Source organism: Mesorhizobium atlanticum (genome assembly GCF_003289965.1).
GTDB lineage: Bacteria > Pseudomonadota > Alphaproteobacteria > Rhizobiales > Rhizobiaceae > Mesorhizobium > Mesorhizobium atlanticum.
On the sequence record NZ_QMBQ01000001.1, the window covers coordinates 416,472 to 429,224 of the forward strand.

Sequence of the window (12,753 nt, forward strand, 5' to 3'; positions counted from 1 at the left end):
TGGTGCGAAATTCAAGACTTCTGCAAGGCGGGCTAGAACCCGTGATATCAATAGGTTGGCGTCTTTCTAAGCCGTGCTCGCTATTGGGCCTTTTCAACCATAGCGGACCAACTGCTTTCGGCCCAATCAAGACGTCGGGCCCCTCGGGGGCTAGTTCCTGGCGCTAGACTGTCTTTTCGGCCCGCACCGTCGCGTCGATTAATTGGTCACATGTAGATGAGCGTGGCTTGCCCGGCTTACCCCGGAAACTCCAGCCCCATCTCGCGGTAGCGCTCGGGGTCGTCGCCCCAGTTCTCGCGCACCTTCACGAACAGGAAGAGGTGCACCTTCTGCTCGAGGATCTCGGCGATCTCCATCCGCGCCGCCTGCCCGATGGCGCGGATCGTCTCGCCCTTGTGGCCGAGCACGATCTTCTTCTGGCTGTCGCGCTCGACATAGATGACCTGTTCGATGCGCACCGAGCCGTCCTTCTTCTCTTCCCATTTCTCGGTTTCGATATGCGAGGAATAGGGAAGCTCCTGATGCAGCCTCAGATAGAGCTTTTCACGCGTGATCTCGGCCGCGAGCTGGCGCATCGGCAGGTCGGAGATCTGGTCTTCAGGATAGTACCAGGGGCCCGGGGGAAGCGTCTCGGCGAGATAGTCTAGCAGGTCCTTGCAGCCGGAGCCGGTGAGCGCGGAAACCATGAAGGTGCGCTTGAACGGCACGCGTTCGTTCGCGGTCGCGGCCAGCGCGAGAAGCGTCTCGGGCTTGACCCGGTCGACCTTGTTGAGGACGAGCAGCATCGGCTGACGGACCTCCTTCAGCCGGTCGAGGATGGCATCGGCATCGCCCTTGATGCCGCGCTCGGCGTCGATCAGAAGCACCACGACATCGGCATCCTTGGCGCCGCCCCAGGCGGTGGTCACCATCGCGGTGTCCAGCCGCCGCTTCGGCTTGAAGATGCCGGGCGTGTCGACGAAGACGATCTGCGCGTTGTCATGCGTGGCGATGCCGCGCACGATGGCGCGGGTGGTCTGCACCTTATGCGTGACGATCGACACCTTGGCGCCGACCAGTTGGTTGACCAGCGTCGACTTGCCGGCATTGGGCGCGCCGATCAGCGCGACGAAGCCGGAGCGCGTGGCTGGGGCTTCAGGGGTTTCGATTTCTGTCATGCCGCGCTCCATACGCCTTCGCGCAGCAAAAGAGTAGCCGCCGCGGCCTGCTCGGCTTCGCGTTTGGAACGACCGCTGCCGGTCGCCGGAGCAAAAGAGCCGACCTTGACGCTGACGGTGAACAGCGGGTCGTGGTCCGGTCCCTCGCGGCCGTCGACGCGGTAAGCCGGCACGGCGCCGGCGGCAGCCTGATGCGCCCACTCCTGCAATTCGGTCTTGGCGTCGCGCCGCGCAGCGCCGATCGCCTGCGAGCGCGGCTGCCAGTAGCGGTGGATGAACGCACGGGCAGCCTCGAGGCCACCATCCAGGTAAAGCACGGCAATCAGCGATTCCAGCGCATCGGCGCGCAGATTGGTGCGCTTGCGCCCGTCGAGATTGCGCACATCGGAGCCGGCGCGGATCAGTTCGGGCAAGCCGATCTCCTCTGCAATGTCGGAGAGCGCCTCGGCATTGACCAGCGCGTTGAGGCGCAGCGAAAGCTCGCCCTCGGCGGCCTCGGGAAAGGTGGCCAACAGCATGTCCGCAATGACGAGGCCGAGGACGCGGTCGCCCAGGAACTCGAAACGCTCGTAGTCGACGCCGGCATGGGTCGAGCGCGCGCTGGCATGGGTCAGCGCGCGCTGCAGGCGCTGGCGATCGGCGAAGGCATGGCCGGTGCGCGGGGCAAGCGCCTCGGCAAGGGCATCGGCGGTCAAACGCTTGCTGGCCGCCATCGCTCTAGTGGACGAAATGGAACAGGCGATCGGCGCGCATCAGCGACGGCCACTTCCAGATCTCGAGCGGGCTCGCCTTGCCGGCGATCGAGAAGAAGATGAGGTTGGCGCGGCCGACCAGGTTTTCGGCAGGAACAAAGCCGACGGTGAAGCGGCTGTCGGAGGAATTGTCGCGGTTGTCGCCCATCATGAAGTAGTGGCCGGCCGGCACGGTCCATTCGCGGGTGTTGTCGCCGATCGAGTTCGGCGTCAGGTCGAGCGTGTCGTAGCTGACACCGTTCGGCAGCGTCTCGCGGTAGACGTCGACCGGCTGAGGCACTTCGGTGATGTCGGGATTTTCGATCTGGCCGGTCTTCACGCGCGGCACCCCGACGTCGTTGATGAAGAGCTGGCCGTTCTTCATCTGGATCTTGTCGCCGGGCAGGCCGATGACGCGCTTGATGTAGTCGACCGACGGATCCGGCGGGAACTTGAACACCACCACGTCGCCGCGCTTGGGCTCCGAGCCCCAGATGCGGCCGGAAAAGATATCGGGACCGAACGGCAGCGAATAGCGTGAATAGCCGTAGGCCCATTTGGTGACGAAGAGATAGTCGCCTTCGAGCAGCGTCGGCCGCATCGAGCCGGACGGGATGGAGAAAGGCTGGAAGAGCAGCGTGCGGATGACGAGCGCGAGCAGCAGAGCCTGGATGATGACGGAAAAGGTTTCACCAAGCCCGCCGGATTTCTTCTGCGATTTTTCAGCCACGCTCATGTCGTCCTCGATTGTGCGATGTTGGTATAGAGTCTCGGCGCGCGCTGGGCAACGTCATGCCGCTCGTGGTCAGATGGAATCAATGTGGCGCTTGTTCGGCGGGTACCGCCTCGATAATCACAAAGGCTTGAGCAAGCGGGAAATCGTCGGTGATGGTCAGATGGATCAGCGCGCGGTGGCCTTTCGGCAGTATCTTTTCCAGCCTGGCGGCGGCGCCGCCGGTCAGCGCCATGGTCGGCGCGCCGCTCGGCAGGTTGATCACGCCCATGTCGCGCCAGAACACGCCCTCGGCCATGCCCGTACCCAGCGCCTTGGCGCAGGCCTCCTTGGCGGCAAAGCGCTTGGCGTAGGAAGCCGCGCGGGCGGCCCGCTTCTCCGATTTGGCCTGCTCGACCTCGGTGTAGATGCGCTGGACGAAACGCTGGCCGTGCCGCTCCAGCGATTTCTCGATGCGTCTGATGTCGATGAGGTCGCTGCCGATGCCGATGATCATTGCGCCGGCATTTCCCGTCCGCCCTGCCGCAACTTCTTCTCGGCGCGCTCGGCCATGCGCTTCCTGCGCTGCTCGCGGAACACGGTCATGCCCCAGCGCGTGACGCCGTAGAACAGGAGGCCGAAGATCAGGCCGAGCAGCACCGCGCCGATCAGCATCGGCTCCAGAACGGGATGCCAGAGCTTGTCGAAGGAGAGCTTGTGCATCATTTCGCCGAGATGCTCGGGCGGCCCGTGCCTCGGCAGACGCTCACGCAGGATCAGTTTGCCGATTTCCCAGGACGCGCCCCACAGCAACGGGGAGGTCAGCGGATTGCCGAAAAACACCGCGCCGAGCGCCGCCGCGACCAGATTGCCGGCGATCATCCAGCAAAGCACCGCGGCAACCACGAAATGGACGCCAAGCGGGAAAAAGGAGGCAAAAACACCCGCGGCGACGCCGGCGGCGACCGAATGCGGCGTCGCCTTCAGCCGCAGGATGCGCTTGGAGAAATATTGCACGGAACGTGAGAACGAGCGGCGCGGCCATAGATAAGTACGCACCCGCTCAAGGAGGCCATCAGGCTCTCGGCGTCGAAAAAGCACTCTGTTCCAGTTCCCGGTCCAACATGCGCTGCCCCTGCCCACCGGGTCGCGCCAACACATCTTGCGCTTCGAGGGCGCAGAAAGGCAACAAACTTTGATATAGCGACGGCAGGGCCCAACAACAACGAAAGGCCGCCGCGATGGTCTGCCGCAGCCTGTAACAAGGCCCTCATTCTGGCGAAACTGAGGAAAACAACAGGGATACCCAGCCGATGATCACCGTTCGACCGGCGCGCGCCGAGGATGCCGAGGCCTTGCCGCAGATCGAGCAATCCGCCGGGGAATCGTTCCTCGCCATACCGGAACTGGCATGGCTCGCCGATGGCGACAATATCAGCGCGGAGCGGCACCGGACGCTGATCGCAGCCGGCGCATGCTGGGTTGCCGCCGACGAGGAGGGCCGGCCGGCCGGCTTCCTGAGCGCCGGGATCGAGGGCGATGCACTGCATATCTGGGAGTTGGACGTGCGCCTCGACCGGCAGGGCCAGGGCTTCGGCCGGGCTTTGCTTGAACGGGCGGTCGCGGACGCCCGGCGGCGCGGCCTGGCCGCGGTGACGTTGACCACGTTTCGCGCCGTGCCCTGGAACGCGCCCTTTTATCGCAAGTTCGGATTTCGCATCCTGGAAGGGGCCGAGATCGACAGACGGCTGGCCAGCCTGCTTGAAGACGAGGTCGAGCACGGCATGCCTTCCGATCAGCGCTGCGCCATGCGGCTCGATCTCAGGTGAGCCGATATTCGCTGACCTCGACCAGATTGTCGTCCGGATCGCGGAAATAGACCGACATCATCGCGCCGCGCGCGCCGGTGCGTTCGACCGGGCCGACTTCGATCGCCACGCCGTTGGCCGCGAGGCTGGCCTGGACTTCGGCAAGCGGCACCGCCGCGACGAGGCAGAAATCGCCGGAACCCGGCGTCGGCCTCTTTGCCTTGGGTTCGAATGTGCGGTCGACTTCATGCAGGTTGATCTTTTGCGAGCCGAATAGAAGCGCGGTCGGCCGGTTCGGCTCGTCGAGCCGCCTCATGCCAAGGACGCGCTGGTAGAAGTCGCAGGTTGCTTCCACCGAGCGAACCGTCAGCACGAAATGGTCGATGCCGGCGATCATTGTAGAGGCCTCAGATGTTGCGGCTTCCCGGCTTGACGGCCGGGATGGCGGCGAGTTCCGGCGGCAGGCGGTCGGCGGGATAGGCCGGCACCTCGTATTCGGCAAGCGCGATCAACGGCACGCCGACATCGGTCTTGCCGGCCGAGCGATCGATGATGCAGGCGGCCGCGACGACCTCGGCGCCGATCTCGCGCAGGCAGTCGATGGTCTCTCGGATCGAGAGGCCGGTGGTGACGATGTCCTCGACGATGACGACGCGCGAGCCCTTGGCGATCTCGAAGCGGCGCAGCCTGAATTCGCCCCCTTCTCGCTCGACCCAGATCGCCGGCGCGCCGAGGTGACGCGAGGTTTCATAGGCCGGGATCAAGCCGCCGATGGCCGGGCCGACGACATAGTCGATTCTGCCCGGCACGCTTTCCCGGATTTTTTCGGCCAGCGCCTTGCACAGGCGTTCGGTCTTGTCGGCATGCATGAAGACGCGCGCCTTCTGCAGGAAGACCGGGCTGCGCAGGCCGGACGTCAGGATGAAATGACCTTCTAGAACGGCGCCGGCCTCACGGAAAATGCCCAGCACTTCGTCGGTGTTCATTGTTGCTCCATGCCGTTGGTAGGAAGTGAGTGGTCAGTAGTGAGTAGTGGGTAGTGAGTAGTGAGAGCGCCTTATTCACTATTTACTATTCACTATTTACTATTCACTATTCACTATTCACTACTCATTATTCACCCGTTGACGCGCCGCGCATCGCTGACGCTCGAATTGTCCTTGAGCTGCGACAAGAGCCGGTTGAGGTGCTTCAGGTCCCAGACCTCGAGATCGATCAGCATCTCGGTGAAATCGGGCGCCGTGCGTATCATCGACAGCGTGTGGATGTTGGCGTCGTTGGACGCCACCACCTGGGCGATGTCGGCCAACGAACCCGGCGCATTGATGGCGGTGACCGAGATGCGCGCCGGAAAACGTTCCTTGGTTCGCTCGTCGATGTCCCAGCGCACGTCGATCCAGCGCTCGGGCTGGTCGTCGAAGGCCTGCAGCGCCGGCGACTGGATCGGATAGATGGTGATGCCGGTTCCGGGCTGGATGATGCCGACGATGCGGTCGCCGGGCACGGCACCTTCCGGCGCGAAGCGCACAGGCAGGTCGCCGCGCACGCCGCGGATCGGCACGGCATCGTCGCGCGGCTGGTTCTTGTCCTTGCGCGCGGCCCGAGTGCCGGGCATCTGGAACAGCATGCCGGCGGCGTTGCGGATCTTCGACCAGCCCTCCTCGCGCTGCTTGGGCGCCGCGACGGTGACGCGCTCGTCCTTATAGTCGGGGAAGACCGCCTTCATGACGTCGGTGGAGCTCAACTCGCCGCGGCCGACGGAGGCCAGCACGTCCTCGATATCCTTGCGCGCCAGCCGGTGCAGAACCGGTTTCAGGCTCTCCTTGGTGAAGGTCTTGCCGGCGCGCTCGAAGGCGCGTTCCAGGATACGGGCGCCGAGGCCCGAATATTGCTTGCGGATGGCGTTCTTGGTGGCGCGGCGGATGGCGGCGCGCGCCTTGCCGGTGACCACGACCGATTCCCAGGCGGCGGGGGGCACCTGCGCCTTGGAGCGGATGATCTCGACCTCGTCGCCGTTCTTCAGCTCCGTCATCAGCGGCATGATGCGGCCATTGACCTTGGCGCCGACGCAGGTGTCGCCGACATCGGTGTGGACGGCATAGGCGAAGTCGATCGGTGTCGCGCCGCGCGGCAGCGCGATCAGCATGCCCTTCGGCGTGAAGCAGAAGACCTGGTCCTGGAACAGCTCCAGCTTGGTGTTCTCGAGGAAATCCTCCGGATTGTCGCCCTCGGCCAGTTGCTCGATCGTGCGCCTGAGCCAGGCATAGGCGTTGGTCTCCTTGGAGATCGCATGGCCGGCGCCGTTCATCTTGCCGCCGGTATCCTTGTAGATCGAATGGGCGGCGACGCCGTATTCGGCGATCTTGTTCATCTCCTTGGTGCGGATCTGCAGTTCGACGCGCTGGCGCGACGGGCCGACGATGGTGGTGTGGATGGAGCGGTAATCGTTCTGCTTGGGCGTCGAGATGTAGTCCTTGAAACGGCCAGGCACCATCGACCAGGTGGTGTGGATGGCGCCAAGCGCGCGGTAGCAGTCGTCGACCGAATCGACGACGACACGGAAGCCGAAGATGTCGGAGAGCTGTTCGAAGGAAAGTGCCTTGGCCTCCATCTTGCGGAACACCGACCACGGCTTCTTCTGCCGGCTCTTCACGCTCGCCTTGATGGCGTGTTTCTCGAACAGGCCCGACAGCGCCGTCTCGATCTCCTGCAGGACACCCTTGTTGCGCTCGAAAATCTCGGCAAGCCTCGCGGTGACGGCGCGATAGGCTTCCGGATTGATGTAGCGGAAGGCGATTTCCTCCAGCTCCTCGCGCATGCCCTGCATTCCCATGCGCCCGGCCAAGGGCGCATAGATGTCCATCGTCTCCTCGGCGATGCGAAGGCGCTTGGACTCGGGCATATGGTCGAGCGTGCGCATGTTGTGCAGGCGGTCGGCGAGCTTGACCAGGAGAACGCGAATATCCTCGGAGATCGCGAGCAGAAGCTTGCGCAGGTTCTCCGCCTGCTCGGCCTTCTTGGAAACCAGGTCGAGCTTTTTCAGCTTGGTGAGCCCTTCGACCAGCTTGCCCATCTCCGGTCCGAAGAGCTCGTCGATCTCGGCCCTGGTCGCGGTCGTGTCCTCGATCGTGTCATGCAAGAGCGCGACAGCAATGGTCGCCTCGTCCATGTGCATGTCGGTGAGGATGGCGGCGACTTCGAGCGGATGCGAGAAATAGGGATCGCCAGAGGCGCGCTTCTGGTGGCCATGCTTCTGCATGGCATAGACATAGGCCTTGTTGAGCAGCGCCTCGTTGACGTCAGGCTTGTAGCGCTGGACGCGCTCGACAAGCTCATACTGACGCATCATGGGCGGGATCTCGCGGTGCTGAAATGATTGATGCGCCGCACTGGCGTGCGACGCATCCCATAGATAGCCACGAAACTTACGAGACGGAAGTGCCGGATGGTTGATCCAGGCAAGTTCCGGAATGCTTAGTAATCGTCGCTCTTTTCCGGCGGCACCAGGCCTTCGATGCCGGCGAGCAGGTCTTCCTCGCTCATGCGGTCGAAAGCGATGTTCTCCTCGGCATCGTCGGCGTCGGCTGCGACAGCGGTTGCGCCGGTCTGGTCGGTGATCGCCTCGCCCTCGGCTTCCGGCTCATCGACCTCGACGTGCTTCTGCAGCGAGTGGATCAGGTCTTCCTTGAGGTCATCGGGAGAGAGCGTCTCTTCGGCGATCTCGCGCAGCGCGATGACCGGGTTCTTGTCATTGTCGCGCGGAACGGTGATCTGCGCGCCCTGGCTGATCTGGCGGGCGCGATGGCCGGCGAGCAGCACGAGTTCAAAACGGTTGTCGACCTTGTCGATGCAATCTTCAACGGTTACGCGGGCCATGGACTGCCCCTTTCATGCGATGGATTTGATGGAAAGCTGGCGCGCTCCATAACGCGGGCGCGGCCCAAATACAAGCTTTATGGCAGAGTCGTCGGCTTTACCGGCCTTTGCGAGGCTCATCGTCGGACCATGCCATGATGCCTCTCACATAGTCGCGATCACAATTGCTTGCAATGCCAGGCCCTGCCCTTGGATATCCATAAATTGCGCGTTATCTCCGATGTGACGGGTAGCAAGCGCATTTCTGGGACCTGCCCGTCGACGCTTTTAGACGACAGAAATTTTCGAAAGGGATGTTTTTCAATGTTCGATCCCCGTGAAAAGATCGCTCTTTTCATCGACGGCGCCAATCTCTACGCCACCTCGCGCGCGTTGGGCTTCGACATTGACTACCGCAAGCTCCTGTCGAGCTTCCAGAAGCGCGGCTATCTGCTGCGCGCCTATTATTACACCGCGCTGGTCGAGGATCAGGAATATTCCTCGATCCGGCCGCTGATCGACTGGCTCGACTACAATGGCTTCAAGGTGGTGACCAAGCCCGCCAAGGAATTCACCGACTCGACCGGCCGCCGCAAGATCAAGGGCAATATGGACATCGAGCTGACCGTCGATGCGCTGGAGCTTGCCGATGTCGTCGACCACTATGTCATCTTCTCCGGCGACGGCGACTTCCGCACGCTGGTCGAGGCCCTGCAGCGGCGCGGACGCAAGGTGTCGATCATCTCGACCATGGCCTCGCAGCCGCCGATGATCTCCGACGATCTGCGCCGCCAGGCCGACCATTTCATCGATCTAATGACGCTGAAGAGTGAAGTCGGCCGCGATCCGTCCGAGCGGCCGGTGCGCCGGCCGGAGCCCGCCGAAGTCGACGAGGACGATTATTGACGGGCGGCGGCCTTGAGCGCCGCGCCCTCCCCCGAACCCAGCCATGACTGCCCGCTCTGCCCGCGGCTGCATGATTTCATCGCCGCCTGGCGCGAGCGCGAGCCGGGCTGGTTCAACGCGCCGGTGCCGACCTTCCTGCCGCCGGAAGGCGAGGATTCGGTCAAGCTGTTGATTGTCGGGCTGGCACCCGGCCTTCGCGGCGCCAACCGAACGGGACGCCCCTTCACCGGCGACTATGCCGGCGACCTGCTCTACGGCACGATGATCGCGCAGGGCCTGGCGCGCGGCGAGTTCAAGGCGCGCCCGGATGACGGGCTCGAGCTGGTCGGCACCGCGATCACCAATGCGGTGCGCTGCGTGCCGCCGGAAAACAAGCCGGTGGGCGCCGAGATCGCCACCTGCCGGACCTTCCTGAGACCGACCATCGCGCGCTTTCCCAATTTGCGCGCCATCCTGACGCTGGGCTCGATCGCGCACCAGTCGACGGTGCGGGCGCTGGGCGGGCGCGTCGCGGCCATTCCGTTCCGGCACGGCGGACGGCAGGAGGCCGGCGGTATCGCGCTGTTTTCCAGCTATCACTGCTCGCGCTACAACACCAATACGGGCGTGCTGACGGAAGAGATGTTCGTCAGCGTGTTCAAGGAGATTGCCGCGTTCCTGAAGAACTAGATTCAGGCCTTCCTGCAGGTCCACTCATACCGGCAGCAACGCATCCGGCTTCACGTCGCCGATCGAGGCGTAGGTGTGCGTCTCCTTCACGCCGGGCAGCGGCAGGATGACCCGGGTCAGGAAATCCTGATAGGCAGCCATCTCCGAGATGCGCGCCTTTACCAGATAGTCGAAGCCGCCGACGACCATATGGCATTCGAGAACCTCCGGCGCCCTGGTCACTGCCTCGGCAAACCGCTCGAAAATTTGGGGCGCCGTATGGTCGAGACGCACCTCGATGAAGACGAGCGTGCCACGCCCGATCTTTGCCGGATCGAGCACGGCCCTGACCGCGGTGATGTAGCCTTCGCGAAACAGCCGCTTCACGCGCAGGCTGGTGCCGGTCGGCGACAAGCCGACACGCGCCGCCAGATCGAGTGTGGTACGGCGTCCATCTTCCTGCAGCAACCGCAGGAGATTGCGGTCGACCGCGTCGAGATCACTGGCTTCCGGATTCACTTTAGAACTGCCTTTCTGATGTGAATTCCACTACCGCTTTCCAAAAAGAGCGTATTTCAACGCGGAGATTTGAACAATAGCCTGCGCTTGGCCGTAGCCGTGGAGATGGTCTTCACCTCCGGTGACCTATGGGTGGCAAGTCGTGGCGGACGCGGGGAATACAGGAAATACGAGACTGGCGATTGTCGCCGGACTCACCATGATCGGCATCTACGCTGTCCAATTCGTCGCCGCTCGCTTCAGCCTCAGGGAGCATCTGACGGCGACGGATCTCGCCGCCTTGCGCTTTGGCGGCGCCGGGGCGATCTTTCTGCCGATCGTCTGGCGCGGCGGCTTCGCAAGCATGAGGGCGCTTGGATGGCGACGAGCCCTGGCTTTGGCGGCGCTGGCCGGTTTGCCTTATCCGCTGATCATCAATTGGGGCCTGACCTATGCCCCTGCCGCCCATGCCGCGGCGCTATGTCCAGCCTCGATCGTCTTCTTTTCGTTCCTGCTGTCGCGCATCGTCTTCCATGACGGCGCTTCGCAGCAACGGACCATCGGTGTCCTGGCGATCATCGCCGGCCTGTTCCTCTTCATCGCGCCGGCGCGCAACGGAGCCGGCAGCGTCCTCTTCGGCGACGTGCTTTTCATCGGATCGGGGCTGATGTTTTCGGCCTATGCCGTTCTTGTCCGGAGCTGGCATGCCGATCCCGTCGCGGCGACAGCCGCGGTGGTGCTGCTGTCCTGCCTGCCGCTGCCGGTTCTCTATCTCCTGGCACCAAGCCAAATCCATGCCGCGGCCGTCGGGGAAATCATCGGCCAAATCATGATCCAGGGGATTCTGGCCGGCGCGGCCGCCATGTTCCTTTATACCTACATCGTCCGGCAACTGGGGCCGCAGACGGCATCGCTGTTCCTGCCCGGCATACCGATCGCCACCGTGGTCGTCGGCATGGCCGTACTGGGCGAGACGCCGATGACGATCCAGTTCGCAGCCATAGCCATCATGGCCGCCGGGATGGGCTTGTCGGCGATCGGAGGACGTATTGCCAGCAAACGTCTTGGTGCACCGGCGCCGGGAGGATCGTGAGCCTTCAGCGGCGCGGCAAACACTTCAAGGGCCTGCAATTCGAGGCGTCGGCGCGAACAGTTCGGCCAGCGTCTCGCGGCTGCCCTTCAGCACGTTGAGATCGACATCGCCTTCGATGCCGTCCACGCGGCCCATATTGTGATACTGCCAATAGATCCAGTCCCTCTCGCGCGGCCTGATCGCCAATGAACGCAGCCAGCGCTGGCGCGCGATGATGGTTGCGGAATAGGCATCGGCCGCCTCGTCGGTCAGATAGAAGATCGCCTGCTTGCCGAACGCCGTCTCGACCGGGCCGAGGAAAGCGGCAAGCTCGGTATTCAACTGCTCGGGCGACGGCCGCTGCGGGCAGTTGCCGCCGAATTCGATATCGACCACCGGCGGCAAAAGCGGCTCGCCGCGCGGCACCGCGGCGATAAAATTCTTCGCCTGGTCGGCCCCCGGCCGGCAGAAGGTGAAGAAGTGATAGGCGCCGACCGCGAGGCCGGCGGCGCGGGCTTCGCGTAGATTCGTGGCGAACAGGGTGTCGACATGCGTGCCGCCTTCAGTCGCCTTGATAATGGCGAAGGCGACATCGTCGGCCGCGACGCGCCGCCAGTCGATCTTTCCTTGATGGTGCGAGACGTCGATGCCCCGGATCGGGAACTCCTCGCGATCCGGCGAAAAGCCACGGAACCAGAAGAATGTACCCGCCGCTACGGCACCGGCGACAATCACGCCCGCAAGGCCCCAGAGAACAATCCGCTTGCCCAAGACCATCCCCCGTCGGAAGGCGCGTACGCCGGACCAGAGAACCTGCCGGCGGCTTTATTCAGGATTCAGGCTGCCGAGTACAGCCGGCTCGGAAGCTCAGCCGCGCTCCTTCAGCAGCCGGCCCTTTTCGCGCGACCAGTCGCGCTGCTTTTCGGTCTCGCGCTTGTCGTGCAGTTTCTTGCCGCGGGCAATCGCGAGCAGCAACTTGGCGCGGCCGCGGTCGTTGAAGTAGATTTTCAGCGGCACCAGCGTCATGCCCTCGCGCTCGACGCTTTGCGAGAGTTTTGCCATCTCGCGCTTCGAGACGAGCAATTTGCGGCGCCGGCGCGGCTCGTGGTTGAAGCGGTTGGCCTGCAGATATTCCGGCAAATAGGAATTGATCAGCCAGATCTCGCCGCCCTCGGCCGAGGCGTAGCTCTCCTGGATGTTGGCTTGGCCCTGGCGCAGCGACTTGACCTCGGTGCCGGTCAGCACCAGGCCGGTCTCGATCGTGTCGAGCACCTCGTAGGAAAAGCGCGCCTTGCGGTTTTCGGCGACCGTCCTGTTGTTGGGGTCGGCTTTCTTGACTTGATTCATAACGCGGAGAGGTGGCGCC

At 63.6% G+C, this 12,753-nt stretch carries 16 protein-coding genes; 4 read left to right on the forward strand and 12 right to left on the reverse strand.

What is annotated here, in order from left to right:
• Positions 1-236 precede the first annotated feature (236 nt).
• From era to DPM35_RS02400, 5 genes are all read right to left on the reverse strand, one after another.
• A complete protein-coding gene (gene era, locus DPM35_RS02380) occupies positions 237-1,169 on the reverse strand; it encodes a GTPase Era (protein ID WP_181591893.1) in 933 nt (310 codons plus the stop codon).
• Complete coding sequence (gene rnc / locus DPM35_RS02385) at positions 1,154-1,888, reverse strand: ribonuclease III (protein WP_425373342.1); 735 nt, start codon at positions 1,886-1,888, stop codon at positions 1,154-1,156. The genes era and rnc overlap by 16 nt, the downstream gene beginning before the upstream one ends.
• Positions 1,875-2,624 (reverse strand): signal peptidase I, encoded by a 750-nt coding sequence (lepB, locus tag DPM35_RS02390; protein ID WP_112125716.1) that lies wholly within the window; start codon positions 2,622-2,624, stop codon positions 1,875-1,877. Before lepB ends, rnc begins: the two co-directional genes overlap by 14 nt.
• Positions 2,625-2,703: 79 nt before the next feature.
• Complete coding sequence (gene acpS / locus DPM35_RS02395) at positions 2,704-3,117, reverse strand: holo-ACP synthase (RefSeq protein ID WP_112125717.1); 414 nt, start codon at positions 3,115-3,117, stop codon at positions 2,704-2,706.
• Positions 3,114-3,701, reverse strand: coding sequence for a DUF2062 domain-containing protein (locus DPM35_RS02400; RefSeq protein WP_112125718.1), 588 nt, complete (start codon positions 3,699-3,701; stop codon positions 3,114-3,116). The genes acpS and DPM35_RS02400 overlap by 4 nt, the downstream gene beginning before the upstream one ends.
• Before the next feature lie 254 nt (positions 3,702-3,955).
• Between DPM35_RS02400 and DPM35_RS02405 the strand changes: the two genes are divergently transcribed.
• Positions 3,956-4,429: a GNAT family N-acetyltransferase gene (locus tag DPM35_RS02405; RefSeq protein WP_198419705.1), complete on the forward strand. Its 474-nt coding sequence runs from the start codon at positions 3,956-3,958 to the stop codon at positions 4,427-4,429.
• Here DPM35_RS02405 and DPM35_RS02410 read toward each other — a convergent pair.
• The 4 genes from DPM35_RS02410 to rpoZ form a co-directional block, all read right to left on the reverse strand.
• Positions 4,422-4,805 (reverse strand): VOC family protein, encoded by a 384-nt coding sequence (locus DPM35_RS02410; protein WP_112125720.1) that lies wholly within the window; start codon positions 4,803-4,805, stop codon positions 4,422-4,424. The two genes, DPM35_RS02405 and DPM35_RS02410, sit on opposite strands and share 8 nt — an antisense overlap.
• Positions 4,806-4,815: 10 nt before the next feature.
• Positions 4,816-5,394: an orotate phosphoribosyltransferase gene (pyrE, locus tag DPM35_RS02415; RefSeq protein ID WP_112125721.1), complete on the reverse strand. Its 579-nt coding sequence runs from the start codon at positions 5,392-5,394 to the stop codon at positions 4,816-4,818.
• Between the two features lie 131 nt (positions 5,395-5,525).
• Positions 5,526-7,757, reverse strand: a complete 2,232-nt coding sequence (locus DPM35_RS02420) for a RelA/SpoT family protein (protein ID WP_112125722.1) — start codon at positions 7,755-7,757, stop codon at positions 5,526-5,528.
• A gap of 125 nt (positions 7,758-7,882) precedes the next feature.
• Positions 7,883-8,284, reverse strand: coding sequence for a DNA-directed RNA polymerase subunit omega (gene rpoZ / locus DPM35_RS02425; RefSeq protein ID WP_041002102.1), 402 nt, complete (start codon positions 8,282-8,284; stop codon positions 7,883-7,885).
• Positions 8,285-8,587: 303 nt separating this feature from the next.
• Here rpoZ and DPM35_RS02430 point away from each other — a divergent pair, with 303 nt between their 5' ends.
• Positions 8,588-9,169, forward strand: a complete 582-nt coding sequence (locus DPM35_RS02430) for a LabA-like NYN domain-containing protein (RefSeq protein ID WP_040984251.1) — start codon at positions 8,588-8,590, stop codon at positions 9,167-9,169.
• 12 nt (positions 9,170-9,181) lie between these two features.
• A complete protein-coding gene (locus DPM35_RS02435) occupies positions 9,182-9,838 on the forward strand; it encodes a uracil-DNA glycosylase (RefSeq protein ID WP_112125723.1) in 657 nt (218 codons plus the stop codon).
• 24 nt (positions 9,839-9,862) lie between these two features.
• On the opposite strand, the gene DPM35_RS02440 is transcribed toward DPM35_RS02435, so the two are convergent.
• Positions 9,863-10,336 (reverse strand): Lrp/AsnC ligand binding domain-containing protein, encoded by a 474-nt coding sequence (locus tag DPM35_RS02440; RefSeq protein WP_112125724.1) that lies wholly within the window; start codon positions 10,334-10,336, stop codon positions 9,863-9,865.
• A 142-nt stretch (positions 10,337-10,478) separates the two neighbouring features.
• On the opposite strand from DPM35_RS02440, the gene DPM35_RS02445 reads away from it, so the two are divergent.
• Positions 10,479-11,408: a DMT family transporter gene (locus DPM35_RS02445; RefSeq protein WP_112125725.1), complete on the forward strand. Its 930-nt coding sequence runs from the start codon at positions 10,479-10,481 to the stop codon at positions 11,406-11,408.
• Positions 11,409-11,432: 24 nt separating this feature from the next.
• Here DPM35_RS02445 and DPM35_RS02450 read toward each other — a convergent pair whose 3' ends face one another.
• Complete coding sequence (locus DPM35_RS02450) at positions 11,433-12,158, reverse strand: glycoside hydrolase family 25 protein (RefSeq protein ID WP_112126208.1); 726 nt, start codon at positions 12,156-12,158, stop codon at positions 11,433-11,435.
• Positions 12,159-12,254: 96 nt separating this feature from the next.
• Positions 12,255-12,734 (reverse strand): SsrA-binding protein SmpB, encoded by a 480-nt coding sequence (gene smpB / locus DPM35_RS02455; protein WP_041002108.1) that lies wholly within the window; start codon positions 12,732-12,734, stop codon positions 12,255-12,257.
• Positions 12,735-12,753: the final 19 nt, after the last annotated feature.

Excerpts from the sequence above, each read along its gene's own strand:
- era (WP_181591893.1), bottom strand. The coding sequence starts at position 1,169 with ATGGAGCGCGGCATGACAGAAATCGAAACCCCTGAAGCCCCAGCCACG.
- lepB (WP_112125716.1), bottom strand. The coding sequence starts at position 2,624 with ATGAGCGTGGCTGAAAAATCGCAGAAGAAATCCGGCGGGCTTGGTGAA.
- acpS (WP_112125717.1), bottom strand. The coding sequence starts at position 3,117 with ATGATCATCGGCATCGGCAGCGACCTCATCGACATCAGACGCATCGAG.
- DPM35_RS02410 (WP_112125720.1), bottom strand. The coding sequence starts at position 4,805 with ATGATCGCCGGCATCGACCATTTCGTGCTGACGGTTCGCTCGGTGGAA.
- pyrE (WP_112125721.1), bottom strand. The coding sequence starts at position 5,394 with ATGAACACCGACGAAGTGCTGGGCATTTTCCGTGAGGCCGGCGCCGTT.
- DPM35_RS02420 (WP_112125722.1), bottom strand. The coding sequence starts at position 7,757 with ATGATGCGTCAGTATGAGCTTGTCGAGCGCGTCCAGCGCTACAAGCCT.
- rpoZ (WP_041002102.1), bottom strand. The coding sequence starts at position 8,284 with ATGGCCCGCGTAACCGTTGAAGATTGCATCGACAAGGTCGACAACCGT.
- DPM35_RS02430 (WP_040984251.1), top strand. The coding sequence starts at position 8,588 with ATGTTCGATCCCCGTGAAAAGATCGCTCTTTTCATCGACGGCGCCAAT.
- smpB (WP_041002108.1), bottom strand. The coding sequence starts at position 12,734 with ATGAATCAAGTCAAGAAAGCCGACCCCAACAACAGGACGGTCGCCGAA.